Annotated in this window: 15 protein-coding genes; 8 read left to right on the forward strand and 7 right to left on the reverse strand. The window is 64.5% G+C overall.

All coding sequences use genetic code 11. The features are described from left to right. Nucleotides 1-56 precede the first annotated feature (56 nt). Nucleotides 57-440 (forward strand): DUF1236 domain-containing protein, encoded by a 384-nt coding sequence (locus AC0WRY_RS12315; RefSeq protein WP_018315876.1) that lies wholly within the window; start codon nt 57-59, stop codon nt 438-440. A gap of 40 nt (nt 441-480) precedes the next feature. Here the strand turns inward: AC0WRY_RS12315 and AC0WRY_RS12320 are convergent, their stop codons facing one another. The 3 genes from AC0WRY_RS12320 to AC0WRY_RS12330 all read right to left on the reverse strand — a co-directional run bounded on the left by AC0WRY_RS12320 (nt 481) and on the right by AC0WRY_RS12330 (nt 2,107). Next, nucleotides 481-858 carry a VanZ family protein gene (locus tag AC0WRY_RS12320; protein WP_194407232.1) on the reverse strand — a complete coding sequence of 126 codons (378 nt, stop codon included), beginning with the start codon at nt 856-858 and terminating at the stop codon, nt 481-483. A gap of 77 nt (nt 859-935) precedes the next feature. Further along, the gene (locus tag AC0WRY_RS12325) at nt 936-1,544 is read right to left on the reverse strand and encodes a thiamine pyrophosphate-dependent enzyme (RefSeq protein WP_194407233.1); all 609 of its coding nucleotides are present in this window, start codon (nt 1,542-1,544) and stop codon (nt 936-938) included. After that, complete coding sequence (locus tag AC0WRY_RS12330; RefSeq protein WP_194407234.1) at nt 1,541-2,107, reverse strand: thiamine pyrophosphate-binding protein; 567 nt, start codon at nt 2,105-2,107, stop codon at nt 1,541-1,543. The genes AC0WRY_RS12325 and AC0WRY_RS12330 overlap by 4 nt, the downstream gene beginning before the upstream one ends. A 241-nt stretch (nt 2,108-2,348) precedes the next feature. Between AC0WRY_RS12330 and AC0WRY_RS12335 the strand changes: the two genes are divergently transcribed. From AC0WRY_RS12335 to AC0WRY_RS12345, 3 genes are all read left to right on the forward strand, one after another. Continuing rightward, nucleotides 2,349-3,398 (forward strand): hydroxyacid dehydrogenase, encoded by a 1,050-nt coding sequence (locus AC0WRY_RS12335; RefSeq protein ID WP_194407235.1) that lies wholly within the window; start codon nt 2,349-2,351, stop codon nt 3,396-3,398. Between the two features lie 115 nt (nt 3,399-3,513). Then, on the forward strand, nt 3,514-3,963 hold the full coding sequence (locus AC0WRY_RS12340) for a flagellar basal body rod protein FlgC (protein ID WP_194407236.1): 450 nt from the start codon (nt 3,514-3,516) through the stop codon (nt 3,961-3,963). 121 nt (nt 3,964-4,084) lie between these two features. Continuing rightward, entirely contained in the window at nt 4,085-4,297 is a 213-nt protein-coding gene (locus tag AC0WRY_RS12345) for a hypothetical protein (RefSeq protein ID WP_194407237.1), read from the forward strand. A gap of 61 nt (nt 4,298-4,358) precedes the next feature. On the opposite strand, the gene AC0WRY_RS12350 is transcribed toward AC0WRY_RS12345, so the two are convergent. Continuing rightward, complete coding sequence (locus AC0WRY_RS12350; protein WP_194407238.1) at nt 4,359-4,838, reverse strand: Lrp/AsnC family transcriptional regulator; 480 nt, start codon at nt 4,836-4,838, stop codon at nt 4,359-4,361. A 143-nt stretch (nt 4,839-4,981) separates the two neighbouring features. Between AC0WRY_RS12350 and ald the strand changes: the two genes are divergently transcribed. Next, a complete protein-coding gene (ald, locus tag AC0WRY_RS12355; protein ID WP_194407239.1) occupies nt 4,982-6,097 on the forward strand; it encodes an alanine dehydrogenase in 1,116 nt (371 codons plus the stop codon). 36 nt (nt 6,098-6,133) lie between these two features. On the opposite strand, the gene AC0WRY_RS12360 is transcribed toward ald, so the two are convergent. From AC0WRY_RS12360 to AC0WRY_RS12370, 3 genes are read right to left on the reverse strand one after another with little or no spacing between them, the layout of a single operon-like run. Next, entirely contained in the window at nt 6,134-8,041 is a 1,908-nt protein-coding gene (locus tag AC0WRY_RS12360) for a flavin-containing monooxygenase (protein WP_194407240.1), read from the reverse strand. Further along, nucleotides 8,038-8,673 (reverse strand): TetR/AcrR family transcriptional regulator, encoded by a 636-nt coding sequence (locus AC0WRY_RS12365; RefSeq protein WP_194407241.1) that lies wholly within the window; start codon nt 8,671-8,673, stop codon nt 8,038-8,040. The genes AC0WRY_RS12360 and AC0WRY_RS12365 overlap by 4 nt, the downstream gene beginning before the upstream one ends. Beyond that, nucleotides 8,670-10,163, reverse strand: a complete 1,494-nt coding sequence (locus tag AC0WRY_RS12370; protein WP_194408243.1) for an AMP-binding protein — start codon at nt 10,161-10,163, stop codon at nt 8,670-8,672. Before AC0WRY_RS12370 ends, AC0WRY_RS12365 begins: the two co-directional genes overlap by 4 nt. A 174-nt stretch (nt 10,164-10,337) precedes the next feature. On the opposite strand from AC0WRY_RS12370, the gene AC0WRY_RS12375 reads away from it, so the two are divergent. From AC0WRY_RS12375 to AC0WRY_RS12385, 3 genes are all read left to right on the forward strand, one after another. Then, nucleotides 10,338-11,597 (forward strand): ABC transporter substrate-binding protein, encoded by a 1,260-nt coding sequence (locus AC0WRY_RS12375; RefSeq protein WP_194407242.1) that lies wholly within the window; start codon nt 10,338-10,340, stop codon nt 11,595-11,597. Nucleotides 11,598-11,686: 89 nt separating this feature from the next. Next, nucleotides 11,687-12,589, forward strand: coding sequence for a branched-chain amino acid ABC transporter permease (locus AC0WRY_RS12380; protein WP_194407243.1), 903 nt, complete (start codon nt 11,687-11,689; stop codon nt 12,587-12,589). Further along, nucleotides 12,586-13,605 carry a branched-chain amino acid ABC transporter permease gene (locus AC0WRY_RS12385; protein ID WP_194407244.1) on the forward strand — a complete coding sequence of 340 codons (1,020 nt, stop codon included), beginning with the start codon at nt 12,586-12,588 and terminating at the stop codon, nt 13,603-13,605. The genes AC0WRY_RS12380 and AC0WRY_RS12385 overlap by 4 nt, the downstream gene beginning before the upstream one ends.

Raw genomic sequence — 13,605 nt, forward strand, 5'->3', positions numbered from 1 at the left:
ACAATGCCCCGGCCCCGCGGTTGAAGGCGCAGGACAATCACTGGAGACAAAACAACATGAAAACCCGTCTTGCGATTACGTTGGCTGCCGCGTCGCTGCTGGCGTCGAGCGCCGCCTTTGCCCAGTCGACGACCGAGCAGGGCGCCAGGGATGGTGCGCGTGCGGGCGGCGACATCGGCGGTCCGATCGGAGCGATGGTCGGCGGCACCGTCGGCGCGGCCGTCGGCGCCGGTCTTGAAATTCCGAATGCGGTCCTCGGCGGAATTCCTCGCAGCGACTCCGTCGTGGTCGAGGAGCGCGTCGTGGTCGGTGAGCCGCTGCCACCCACCGTCGTGCTGCGGCCGGTGCCGAACTACACCGAGTATCGCTATGCGGTCGTGAACGATCGCCGCGTGATCGTGGAGCCACGCACGCGCCGCGTCGTCAAGATCATCGACTGATCGGCAATTCCATATGTTGAAAGACGGGCCCTGCGGAGTGTCACTCCGCGGGGCCTTCGCTTGTGACGGCGGGGCCAGCGCGAAAGCGCGTCAGCAGCCAATCGGCCACGGCCGCGAGCGCAAAGCCGATGCAGGCGGTGAGCGCGTCGACCAGAAAATCCTCCAGCCGGGCATGGCGTCCGGGTGCCCAAAACTGCATCAACTCGAGCACCCCGATCAGGACGATCGCGGCCGCTGTACTGAGCAGGCGCCGGCGCGGATAGGCGAGGCCGAAGGCCAGCCCCACCAGGATGAATGCGACTGCATGTTCGCCGTCCTGACCGAGGTCGGAATGAGGCCGCAGGCCGGGGGGACCGAGGGTCGCGAAGGTCACGGCGGCCGCGAGCAGCCAGGCAAAGGAACGTACCAAAATGGACATCCGTTTCGCTTAGCACAGATCTGCGGCGGGCCGGTACAGTCCCTCCATCAGATCGCTGTGTAGTTAATGACGAAACGTTAAAGTGGCTCGCGCACGCCGAGCCCATGCATGAACCGCTCCCGGATCTGCACGGGATCACGCCTCGTGGCGCCGACGCCGGGCTTGTCGTCGATCCGGACCGCAATCAGGTGTGGCTCGGCGGCGGACATGGCCGCGTCAACCAGGCGTTCGAAATCCTCCTCGTCCGCAGCCCACGCGCTATTGGCAAGGCCGGAGCCGATCGCGATGGCAACGATGTCCGCGACGCCCGCCGCAGGTGTCGGCTGTGCGCCGGTAATCTGGTAGATGCCGTTGTCCATCACGATCATGATGAGGTTCTTCGGCTTCAACGCCGCAATGGTCGAGAGCGCGCCGAGCTGCATCAGCAGCGAGCCGTCGCCTTCGAGCGCGAAGACTCGGCGGTCGGGCTGCGCCAGCGCCACGCCGAGCGCGATTGGAAAGGCGAGCCCCATGCTGCCAAGCATGTAGAAATTCTGCGGGCGGTGGCCGGCGGCCCAGAGGTCGAAATTGGTGTTGCCGATGCCGCCGATCACGGCTTCCTCGTGCTTGAGCTTTGCGATCAGCCGCGAGGTGACGTCGAAGCGGTTCATGACCTTGGTGTTGCGGGTATCCATCGCCAAACTCATTTGTCGAAGGTCTTGCCGCCGGTGAGCAGCGGGTTGAGGATCAGGGCCACCGGCGCCTGCGTCGTGACGGCCTGCTTGATCGAGCGGTCGGAGATGAATTCGAGCTCGTCGAGCCGGGTGATGGTGTGGTGCTCCAGCGCGAGCGAATCCAGCACCGGGCGCATGGTGCGGCAGACCAGCGACTGCCCGTAGTTGAACTCGCCGAGCGTGCCTCGTTCGGAGACGAACATGATCAGGGGAATCTGGTAGGGCACTGCGAGCGAGGCGAGCACGTTGGCGAGCGTCGCAAAGCCCGAGGTCTGCATCAGCACCGCGCCGCGCCGACCGCCCATCCAGGCGCCCGAGACGATGCCGACCGCCTCCTCCTCGCGAGCCGTGGTGAAGGTGGTGAAGAAGGGATCGGCATGCAGATTCTTGATCAGCGGGGTCAGCACGCGGTCGGGCACGTAGGGGACGAGGCTGATCTCGTTCCGCTTCAGGGTTTGCAGGACGATGCCGTGCCAGCTTCGGTCGCTGGACCCTTGGGTCGCCTCGGGCGAAGCCTGCCGTTCCGCAATCGCCATTTGCGTTCTCCCTTGCCGCCGCGCATGCTTCTTCCTTGGCCGCCGCGGCTGTCAGCCGAACTTGACGGAGCGAGCGGGATTGTCAACATGTCCGGGCCGGCACCGTGATCTGCGCCAGACGGCCTGCCATGGCCGGCACCGCCGTGTCATAAGCGGCGACAATTACAAAATGGGAGGGAGGCACGGACGGGCGCGGATCGCGCTGACCTTGCGGCCCCTCAAGAGAGCCGGAAGGGTCCTGATGTCCGTCAACAGCAAGCGCGTCTTCTACGTCAAATACCTGGCCAATCCGATCTACGTGGACATCCTGAAGGCGCGGCCCGACGTCCGGCTCGATCGGATCGAGAACGAGAGCCCCGAAGATTTCTACGCGCCGATCATGAGCGCGGCGCATGTCTACCAGATCGGCGCGGCCCGCGACGAACTCGCCCCGCATTTCCATGTCGATGCCGCCTTGCTGAAGCGCGCGCCGAACCTGCTACTTGTCTCCAGCAATGGCGCCGGCTTCGATCCTGTCGACGTCGAGGCCTGCACGGAGGCGGGGGTGCTGGTCGTCAACCAGTCCGGCGGCAACGCCCATTCGGTGGCCGAGCACGCGCTGGCGATGATGCTGACGCTGTCCAAACGCATCATCCAGTCCGATCGCAGGCTGCGCCGGGAAGCCAACGTCAACCGCAACGAGCTGGTCGGCAACGAGGTCGAGCACAAGACCGTCGGCATCATCGGCCTCGGCAATGTCGGCCGCCGCATCGCCGCTTTGTGCAAGGGCCTGCTCGGCATGAAGGTGCTGGCCTATGACCCGTATCTGTCGGCCGAGGTGATGGCCGAGCGGGGCGGGGAGAAGGTCGAGCTCGACGAGCTTTTGCGCCGGTCTGACTTCGTCTCGATCTCCTGTCCGCTCGACAAGGGCAGCCGCAACATGATCAGCACGCGCGAGTTTGCGCTGATGCAGCCGCATGCCTACTTCATCACCACGGCGCGCGGCTTCATTCACGACGAGGATGCGTTGCTCCAGGCGCTGCGCGACAAGCGCATCGCCGGTGCCGGCCTCGACGTCTGGTCCAAGGAGCCCCCGCCGCCGGAGCATCCGCTGCTCCAGTTCGACAACGTTCTGGCGAGCCCGCACACCGCCGGCGTCACCATCGAGGCGCGCCAAAACATGGGCCGGATCGCGGCCGAGCAGGTGCTGGACACGCTCGACGGCAAGCGCCCGCCGCGTATCATCAATCCCGAGGTCTGGCCGCGCTATGCGGAGCGCTTCAAGCAGGCGTTCGGCGTGACGCCGGGGTAGGGGCGCGAAGGGTCAGCGCGCTCCGATCATTGGTTACCGCGACGGAAAGGCAAAGCGCCGCATCTTATCGACGGGGTAAGTGGACGCGTATCACTTGTCCTGTAGTTGAAAGTCCATGAGCATATTCTCGATTGCGACATCCGGGCTTTCTGCGGTGAGTTTGCGTGTGAATGTTGCTGCGAGCAACATCGCCAACGTTCAAACGACGGGCCCGCTGCCAGCGTCGGGCGCATCGAGCCCGCAGGCCGCCACGGGCAGTTCGGGCATCGCTCCGACGTATCCCGCAGCTTACATGCCATTGCGCGTCGACCAGGTCGACCAATCGAGCGGCTCGACGCCGGGCGGCACGGTCGCGACGGTGTCGACGGTATCGCCGAGCTACACCGCACAATACGACCCAAGCGCTCCCTTCGCCAACCAGGATGGCCTGGTCGCCGCGCCGAATGTCGATATCGCCAGCGAATTCGTCCAACTGGCGGCCGCAAAGTACAGCTTCATTGCCAGCGCAAAGGTCATTCAGGCCTACGCGGAAACGGAAAAGTCGCTGCTCGACATCACCACATGAGGGCGGATTGCTGCCCGAATGGGCGCCGGGAACTTTGCCTGGCCTTGATCCGCGTCAAAATCTCCTTTCCCCATCCGGCCTAAATGGGACTAGAGTGTCGCCGGGGCAGCAGGGAGGTCCCATGTCAACCTATGTCGTCAAGTTCATGAAGAATGTGCTCGGCGAGTACGGCCGGCAGAGCGAGATTTGCCAGGGTACGCTGGAGATCGACGCCGCCGACGAGGACGAGGCCAAGGAGCGGGCGAAAGCGAGATTCTGCAAGGACCAGGCGCTGCATCACTGGTCGCTGCATGCCGACCGCATCCATGTGAGACCGGCCGATTATCCGTCGTGAGGGCTCGTTGTTCGAGCAAGCAGGGCGCACACTCAAGTGATTTGAGCCGCGGTCGACGCAGCTAGCGCTTGGCTTCGCCGAACACCACGATCGGCACTGCACGGTTGACGATTTCGCGCAGCGCGAAGCTCGATTGCACGCGTGCGACGCGCGGCAGCCGGGATAGCTCGGTGCGATGGATGCGCTCGAAATCCTGGATGTCGCGGGCCAGCACGATGAGGATGTAATCGTCGGTGCCCGACATCAGGAAGCAGCGCACGACGGAAGGGCATTTCACCACCTCCGCCTCGAATGCCTTCAGCGCGTCGTCGCTCTGGCTCTCCAGCGCGATCCGGACCAGCACCGTGGTGGTGAGGCCGAACTGGGTGAGGTCGAGCGCGGCCTGGTAGGCCTGGATGTAGCCGTCGTCCTCGAGCGTCTTCTGCCGCCGGGCCAGCGCGGTGCTCGACAAGCCGATCTTGTTGGCGAGTTCGGTATGACTGGCGCGCGCATTGGTCGTGAGTTCCGCGAGGATCGCGAGGTCTTTCCGGTCGAGGGCCAAAGTTTGGTCTCCAGCGTGAAAGGACATTTCGGCGCCGGAAACCGGCGCGGGCTCAATGAAACTAGCGGATATTTGCACGAAACCAAACCTGCCCCCTCGCTACGATGAAGAGCGGAATCAATGCGTTGGCCAGGGAGAGCAAGATGCGCGTCGGTGTTCCCAAGGAGATCAAGGTGCAGGAATATCGCGTCGGGCTCACCCCGGGCGCCGTCCGTGAATATGTCGCGGCGGGTCATCAGGTAGAGGTCGAGACCGGCGCTGGCGCCGGCATCGGCGCGCCCGACGAGGTGTATCGGCGGGCAGGGGCCAGCATTGCCGACAGCGCCCGCGACATCTTTACCAGGTCCGACATGATCGTGAAGGTGAAGGAGCCGCAGAAGAGTGAGTGGGCCCAGCTTCGAGAAGGCCAGATTCTGTTTACCTATCTTCATCTTGCGCCGGATCCGGAGCAGGCCAAGGGGCTGCTTGCCTCCGGCTGCACGGCGGTCGCCTATGAAACCGTCACGGACGCGAACGGCCACCTCCCGCTGCTCGCCCCGATGAGCGAAGTCGCCGGCCGCCTCGCCATCGAGGCCGCCGGCGCCGCGCTCAGGCGCTCGGCCGGCGGCCGTGGCCTGCTGCTGGGCGGCGTGCCCGGCGTGCAGCCGGCGCGCGTCGTCGTGCTTGGCGGTGGCGTGGTCGGAACGCAGGCGGCCCGCATGGCCGCGGGCCTCGGTGCCGAAGTCACCGTGATCGACCGCTCGATTCCACGCTTGCGCGAATTGGACGATCTCTTTGCCGGACGCGTGCGCACCCGCTTCTCGACCATCGAATCGGTCGAGGAGGAAGTGTTCGCCGCCGACGTCGTGATCGGCGCGGTTCTGGTGCCGGGCGCCAGCGCACCCAAGCTGGTGACGCGCGACATGCTGAAGACGATGCGGCCCGGTGCCGTGCTGGTCGACGTCGCGATCGACCAGGGCGGCTGTTTCGAGACCTCGCATCCGACCACGCATGCCGATCCGACCTATGAGATGGACGGCATCGTGCACTATTGCGTCGCCAACATGCCGGGCGCCGTGCCGGTGACCTCGAGCCAGGCCCTGAACAACGCGACGCTGCCGTTCGGCCTGACGCTGGCGAACAGGGGCTTTGCTGCGGTGCTGGAAAAACCGCATTTGCGCGACGGTCTGAACGTACATCGCGGCCGCATTACCAACAGGGCGGTGGCGGAGAGTCTCGGGCTGGATTTCGCGCCGGTGGAGAGCGGGCTGGCGGCATAAGAGTACACCTGTAGCTCCGCGGAGCCGGCGTCTTTCTTACCCCTTCGTCACCCTGTACTGCCGCAGATCCGGATCGTGCGTCATGCGCCAATAGTCCACGAAGCGCCACGGCATCGCCGAGAACACACGGCCGCTCGAGTTGCGGTAATAGGTGCTCATGCCCGGATGCGTCCAGATCATCGCCTCGTGCTCGGCGTCGACCTTGCGGACATAGTCGTCGAGCACGTCCTGGCGGACGTCGATCGCGGCGACGTCTTGCTCGATCATGCTGGCGAGACAAGCGGCGATGTAGCGGCTCTGGCATTCGGACTGGAAGATGACGCTGCCGCCATGGGCCGGGCCGGAGTTCGGCCCGAGCATGCAGAAGAAGTTCGGAAAGTCGGGCACGGTGAGGCCGAGAAACGCGGTTGGATTGTCGTTGGCCCAAGCCTCGCGCAAATCCTTGCCGTCGCGGCCGCTGATGTTGAGGCGGGCCGCCATTTCCGTCACCTTGAAGCCGGTCGCGACCACGATGATGTCTGCGGGACGATGCTTGCCGTCGGCGGTGACGATGCCGGTCTCGTCGAAATGGTCGATCGTGTCGGTGACGAGCTCGACATTGTCGCGCGTGAGCGTCTTGAACCAGTTGTTGTCGAGCAGGATGCGCTTGCCGTAGGGCGGATAGGTCGGCACGCATTTTTCAATCAGGTCGGGACGGCCTTGTAGCTCCGACAGGATAAAGTCCGTCAGCTCCTGGCGGTGCCGATCGTTGCCCTTGTTGACGGCGCGCTCGGGATGCGGCCAGGCCGGGTCCTTGCGCAGGAAAGGCAAGAGGCCGTCGCCATAGCGCCAGAACATGTTGAAGCGATACCACTGCACATAGAACGGCAGATGCGCCAGCAGCCAGCGCGCGCCCTCGCTGATCGGATCGGCATAACCCTTCACCGGCCGCGCCCATTGCGCGCTGCGCTGATAGACCGCGATCGAGGCGACGCGGCTGGCGATCGACGGCACCAGCTGCATCGATGTCGCGCCGGTGCCGATCGCCGCGACATGCTTGCCGTCGAGCTTGATGTCGTCGGACCACAGCGCCGAATGCAGGATTTTTCCCTTGAAATGCTCCTCGCCCTTGAAATGCGCGCGAGAAGGATCGTTGAGCTGGCCAATCGCGCTGACCAGCGCGGTGGATTCGAACGTCTCTTCGCCGTTCCCGGTCTTGAGCGCCGAGATCCAGCGCTTCTTGCCCTCGTCCCAGCGCGACGAGGTCAGTTCGGTGTTGACGCGTAGATGTTTTCGGATGCCGTATTCGTCAGCGACCTTCAGCAGATAACCGAGCAGTTCCTCGCGCTGGCAGAAGTAACGGGTCCATGCATTGCCCGAGCCGAACGAGTAGGAATAGGAATGGTTTGGCGTGTCGACGCCGCAGCCTGGGTAGCGGTTGATCCACCAGGTGCCGCCAAGCTCGGCGTTCTTCTCGACGATGGTGTAGGGGATGCCGAGATGGCCGAGCGCCACGCCAAGCGCGATGGCGCAGACGCCGGCGCCGACGATCAGTACATGCTGCACGGCGAGCTTGTCGTTCGACGGCTGCTTGGTCCAGCGCGGCTCACGCGAGACAAAGCCCATCTCCTCCCGCATCAGCGGCGCATATTCCGGCGCGACGTTCTCGCCGAGACAGGCGCGCATCATCTTCAGCAGCAGCTCCTCGCCGGGGTCGGCGATGACGGGTTTTGGCGTACCATCGACGAAGAGCTTGACCACTGCGGCGCGGATTTCGTCCTGGATCTCCCGCGGCACCCCGGCCTCGGGATCGGGAATGAGGCGGATATCGCGCTTCGGCAAGTACGGCGGCGCGAGCCATTTCTCGTCCCCGGTCATGTGCACCAGCACCATCAGGAGACAGCGGATGTCGCCTTCCGCGATTGTCGAGGCAAGGTCGAGCCTGTGCGGAGATTCGATGTTCATGGCATGTCTCCGAATCCGGTGAAGAGGCCGCGCGTCATCAGCTTGCGATAGGCGGAGATGACGTGCTCGGGCACGGCGGTGACGCCGTCTTGCGAATAGGAATAGCGGCGGCTGAGATAGCCGCGCGCGCCCATCAGCATGTGGACGATTGCCTCGAATTCCTCATCGCTATAATCGTGAATCGCGCCTGACGCGCGCGCCCGGCGCAGGATTCGGACATAGGCGACCGAAATGTTGTCGAGATGCTTCTGATAGCCGATGGGTGCGAAGAACTCGGCCTCGTTGAGGATGCGCAGGAATTCCGGCACCTCGCGGATGAAGTCGAAGAAAGCTGAGAAGCGCTCGATCTCCTGGCGTGCCGCATCCGCCGTGCCGGTGCGGGCGCGGATGAACTGGACCATGTCGAGGCCGATCTTCGGTAGCAGCTGGTCGAGCAGCTCCTGGCGGTTCTCGAAATGATTATAGAAGGTGCCCTGCGCGACGCCGGCCTGTTCGGTGATGCGGGCGACGGAGGCCTCCGCATAGCCATGCTTGCCGACGACCTTGGTGGCGGCCTCAAAGATCTTCTGCTTGGTCCAGGCGTTGCGCTCGACGCGGTTCAGCTTGGTCACCTTGGCGGTCGCTTGCGTCATTCAGACGTCTCCAGCTCGGCGCGCAGGACGCGCTTGAGGATCTTGCCACTGGGATTGCGCGGGAGGCTGTCTCGCAGGATCAGCTCTTTCGGCACCTTGAAGCTCGCCAGCCGCGCGCGGCAGTGCTCGGTGAGAGCAGGTAGCTCCATTACGGCACCTTCCGCCAAAACGACCACGGCGACCGGCCGCTCGCCCCAGCGTGTGTCGCGGAGGCCAATCACTGCGACTTCGCGCACCCCCGGTAATTCATAGATGACGCGCTCGACCTCGGAGGAGGCGATGTTCTCGCCGCCGGAGATGATCATGTCCTTCTTGCGGTCGGTCAGGTAGAGGAAGCCTTCCCCGTCGAGATAGCCGACGTCGCCGCTGCGGAACCAGTCACCGAAGAAGGCGGACGCCGTCTTCTCCGGATCCTTCCAATAGCCGCGCGTGATCTTGGGACCGCGCAGGCAGATCTCGCCGGTGACGTTCGGCGGCAAAGTCTTGCCGTCCTCGTCGCGGATTTCGATCTCGACATGGGCGATGGCGCGCCCGGTCGAGCCGATCTTCTCGATCTCGCGGCCGGCCTCCATGAAGGTGTCGCCGCCAACCGTTTCGGTGAGGCCATAGGCATCGATATAGCGCGCGTTCCGGAAATATTCGGAGAAGGCGCGGATGCGCATCTCCGGCGTCTTCTCGCCGCCGCCGATCGCCCATTTCAGGCTGGAGACGTCATAACAGTCACGCCTCGGGCAGGTCAGCATCGCCGTGGTCATCACGGGGGCGAACCAGGCGGCGTTGAGCTTGTCCTCGGCGATCGCCGCAAGTGCGCTCTCCGGCTCGAAATTGCGTTCGATGCGAATGAAGCCGCCATGCCAGAGCACGGCGATGCCGGGCAAATCGAGCGCGCCGACATGATAGAGCGGACCGACGACGAGCAGCCGCGTCTCGGCGCCAAGGCCGAGCGCGATCGTCTGGTCCGCGCACTTCCAGTAGAAATTGTCGTAAGAGAGCATCACGCCCTTGGGGCGGTCGGTGGTGCCCGAGGTGTACATCAGCCGCATCAGGTCGGATGGCGCGCAGCGATGCATCGGCGCGGGCGGCGCGTCGCCTGCGAGATGCGTGATGCTCTGCTGCGCGGTCTCGTCGAGCACGACCGTCCTTGTGCCCGCGGCGTTCGCGGCCAGTTCCTCGTCGACGATCAGCAGCCTCGCGCCAGCATGGCTGGCGATGTAGCCGACCTCGTCGCGGGAGAGGCGGAAGTTGATCGGTAGAAGCACCGCGCCGAGATGGCTGGTGGCGAAGACGAGCTCCAGGAACGCCGCGCTGTTCTTCATGAGCACGGCGACGACGTCGCCGGCGCCGATGCCTCGCGCAGCGAGCCAGCCTGCCGCCGTTCGGACGCGCGCATCGAACGCCGCGTAGGAAATCTCCTCGCCGCGATATTTCAGCGCGGGCCGGTCCGGCGTGCGTCGGGCATGGAAGGCGATGAAGCTCGAAAGATTGATCATTTTGCGGATGTTGGGCCGGTTGCCGGCCTCGATTCCTCCCTCGATGAATTCTGACTCGTAATTCATCTTTGGCTTGACGTCACCCCCCGCCCTCTGAAATCCTTGAGAACACGGAGACGAGACGATCTCCGGCAAGGGACCAGGAAAACGCCGACCCGAAAGAGGGAGGGGAAAATGACGAGAACCCGCAGTCCGGGGATCAGCCGCCGTTCAACACTGGCGCTGATGGGCGCCGGAGCGATGACGTTTGCCGCGCCCTGGGTGGCGCGCGCCCAAGCCAAGACCGTCAAGATCGGAATGCCGACGATCCTGTCGGGCCGCGTGGCGCAGCTCGGCACGTCCTCGCGCAACGCGGTGATGCTCGAGGTCGAGAAGGTCAACGCCGCCGGCGGCCTTGCCGGCCGGCAGATCGAGATGGTGATCCGCGACTCCAAGGGCCAGCCGCAGGAAGCCGCGCGCGTTGCGCGAGAGCTCGTCAACACCGACGGCTGCGAATTGCTGCTCGACGGCGAGGCGTCGTCCGGATCGTTCGCGGTGCACGAGGTCGCGCGCGATCTCGGCGTGCTCTGCATCCACACCTGCTCGGAAGCATCCTCGCTCACGGCCGATCCAAAGCAGCACATCCCCAACGCGTTCCGCTGCGTCCGTCAGGGCATTCATGATTCCATCGTCGGCGGCAGCTACGCCGCCTCGATCGCCAAAACCAAGGGCTTGAAGAAATGGGCGACCTGCTCGCCCGACTATGCCTATGGCCGCGACACCACCGGCGAGTTCACGCTGTACCTGAAGCGCTTTGCGCCTGACGTCGAGATCATCAGCGAGTCCTGGCCGAAGCTGTTCCAGCCCGACTACACCGAGGTGGTGACGAAGATTTTGCAGGCCAAGCCGCAGGCGCTGTACTCCTGCCTGTGGGGCGGCGATCTCACCTCCTACATCGACCAGGCCAACATCTACGCGATGTTCAATCAAATGGAGGTGTTCGCGGTCAACATGGCCGATTACACCGCGCTCACGGTGGTGAAGAACCTGCCCAAGGGCATCCATTCCGGCAATCGCTACATCAAGACGTTCCCGACCACGCCGGAGAACGCCGCCTGGGGTGATGCCTACAAGGCCAAGTACAACGAATACCCGACCAATTGGTCGTGGCAGAACGCGACCGCGGTGATGTTCCTGGCCGAAGCCGCCAAGAAGGCAAACTCGGCGGACGGCAAGAAGCTCGCGGAGGTGCTGAAGGGCCTCACCATCAAGTGCCCGTTCGGCGCAGACGGCACCGTGACGATGCGCGGCGAGGACCACACGCTGGTAGGCTACGCCATCGGCTGGGGCACCACGATCCCGCAGGAGCCCTATGTGCCCGAGGTCAAGGCCGGCGACTGGAAGACGATTTTCGAGCTCGAGGCCGAGTGGAAGAAGAGCAAGGGCTACACCTAATCCGATGCGCGGCGGGGCGGGTGACCGTCTCCGCCGTTTTCGTTTGGTCCTCCGCGCCGTCTTGGGCGCGCGACAATGAAAGTGCTTCCGTGGACATCGACGCGCTCGCCGGCTGCCTCGCCAGCTCCGCCTGCCTGGTGACGCAGACCACCAGCGGCCTCATCATCGGCATGCTGCTGTTCCTGGTCGCGGTCGGGCTGACCCTGATTTTCGGCGTGCTCAAGGTGGTCAATTTCAGCCACGGCGCCTTCTACATGTTCGGCGCCTATTTTGCGATGACGACGTATCAGCTCACGGAGAGCTTTGCCCTTGCGATGCTGGCCGGCGCAGCCGGCACGGCGATCCTCGGCCTGATCTTCGAGCGCGTGTTCATGAGCCGCGTCTATGGCGCCGACGTGTTGATGCAGCTCCTCGTCTGCTACGCCTTCGTGCTGATCTTCGACGATATCGTGCGCATCATCTGGGGACCCGAATTCAAGTCGATGGGCATGCCCTCGGCGTTCCAGGTGATGCCGCTGTTCATCGCCGGCGGCGTGGTGCCGCCCTATTATCTGTTGCTGATCGGCGTCGCGCTCGTCGCGGCGATCGTGCTCGGCATCGGGCTCTCGCGCAGCCGCATCGGCAAGGTGATCCGCGCCGCCGCGCATAATCCCGGCATGGTCTCCGCGCTCGGCATCAACACCGGCCTGATCTATGGCGGCGTGTTCGCGCTCGGCGGCATGCTGGCGGGCCTTGCCGGCGCGCTCGCAGCACCGGTGCGCTCGCTGACGCCGGGGATGGGTTTTTCGGTGCTGATCGAATCCTTCATCGTCACCGTGATCGGCGGCATGGGCTCGATCCTGGGCGCGCTGATCGGCGCGCTGCTGCTGGGCCTCATCCGCTCGTTCGGCTCGCTCGGCTTTCCCTTGTTCACGGAAGGGCTGATGTATCTGTTCATGGTGATCGTGCTGGTCTCAAAACCCACCGGCCTGTTCGGCAAGGAGGCGGCATGACCGAGCTCGAGGCCGGGCGTGCCGAGAGGTTGGTGCCAGTGCGCGGTGGCATCGCGCTTGGGCGTTATCGCGACGTCCTGATTGCGCTGATCGCCTTCACGGTGCTGGCGAGCCTTCCGCTGTTCACTGGCAGCAAGGCGCTGCTCGATTTCGTGATCCGCTGCTCGGCTTACGGCCTGTTCGCGACGTCGCTCAATCTCCTGGTCGGCTACACCGGGTTGACCTCGTTCGGCCATGGCATGTTCTTCGGCCTTGGCGCCTACGGCTTCGGCCTGATCATGCAGAAGCTTGCCGTGCCCATTCCGGTCGCCTTCGTCGCGACGCTCGCGATCACGGCGGTGGTCGCCGCTGTGATCGGCGCGATCTGCGTGCGGCTGAAGGAGATCTATTTCGCCTTCGTCACGCTCGCCTTCCAGATGCTGATCCACTCGACCATCCTGTCCTGGGCGTCCTTCACCGGCGGCGATCAGGGCCTGCGTGGCGGCATTCCGAGGCCTGCATTTCTCGGCATCGACCTGTCCAACCACGTCCATCTCTATGTCACGAGCTGCGCGCTTTTGGTCCTCGGCCTGCTGGCGATGCGACAGATCGCGCAATCGCCGTTCGGCTACACCTTGCGCATGATCCGCGACAATGCCGCGCGCGCGAGCTTCCTCGGCATCGACGTCTGGCGCGCCAAGCTCACCGTCTTCGTGCTGGCGGCGCTGTTCGCGTCCATGGGCGGCATGGTGATGGCGCTGTTCGTCTCGGGTGCCTATCCCGAGTTTGCCTACTGGACCATCTCGGGCGAAGGCATTTTCATCAACATGCTCGGCGGCGTCTCGACCTTCCTCGGCCCGATAGTCGGCACCGTGCTGCTCTTGCTGCTCAACGACACCGTCACGCGCGTCACCGAGTATCACGGCATCGTGCTCGGCGTGGTCATCCTATTCTTCGCGCTAGGCCTGCGCAAAGGCCTGCTCGATTTCGTCGCCGAATGGGTGACGCGCCGGCGCGAGACGGGCGAGGGGCCCTAG

It is taken from the genome of Bradyrhizobium sp. T-12 (genome assembly GCF_058314695.1).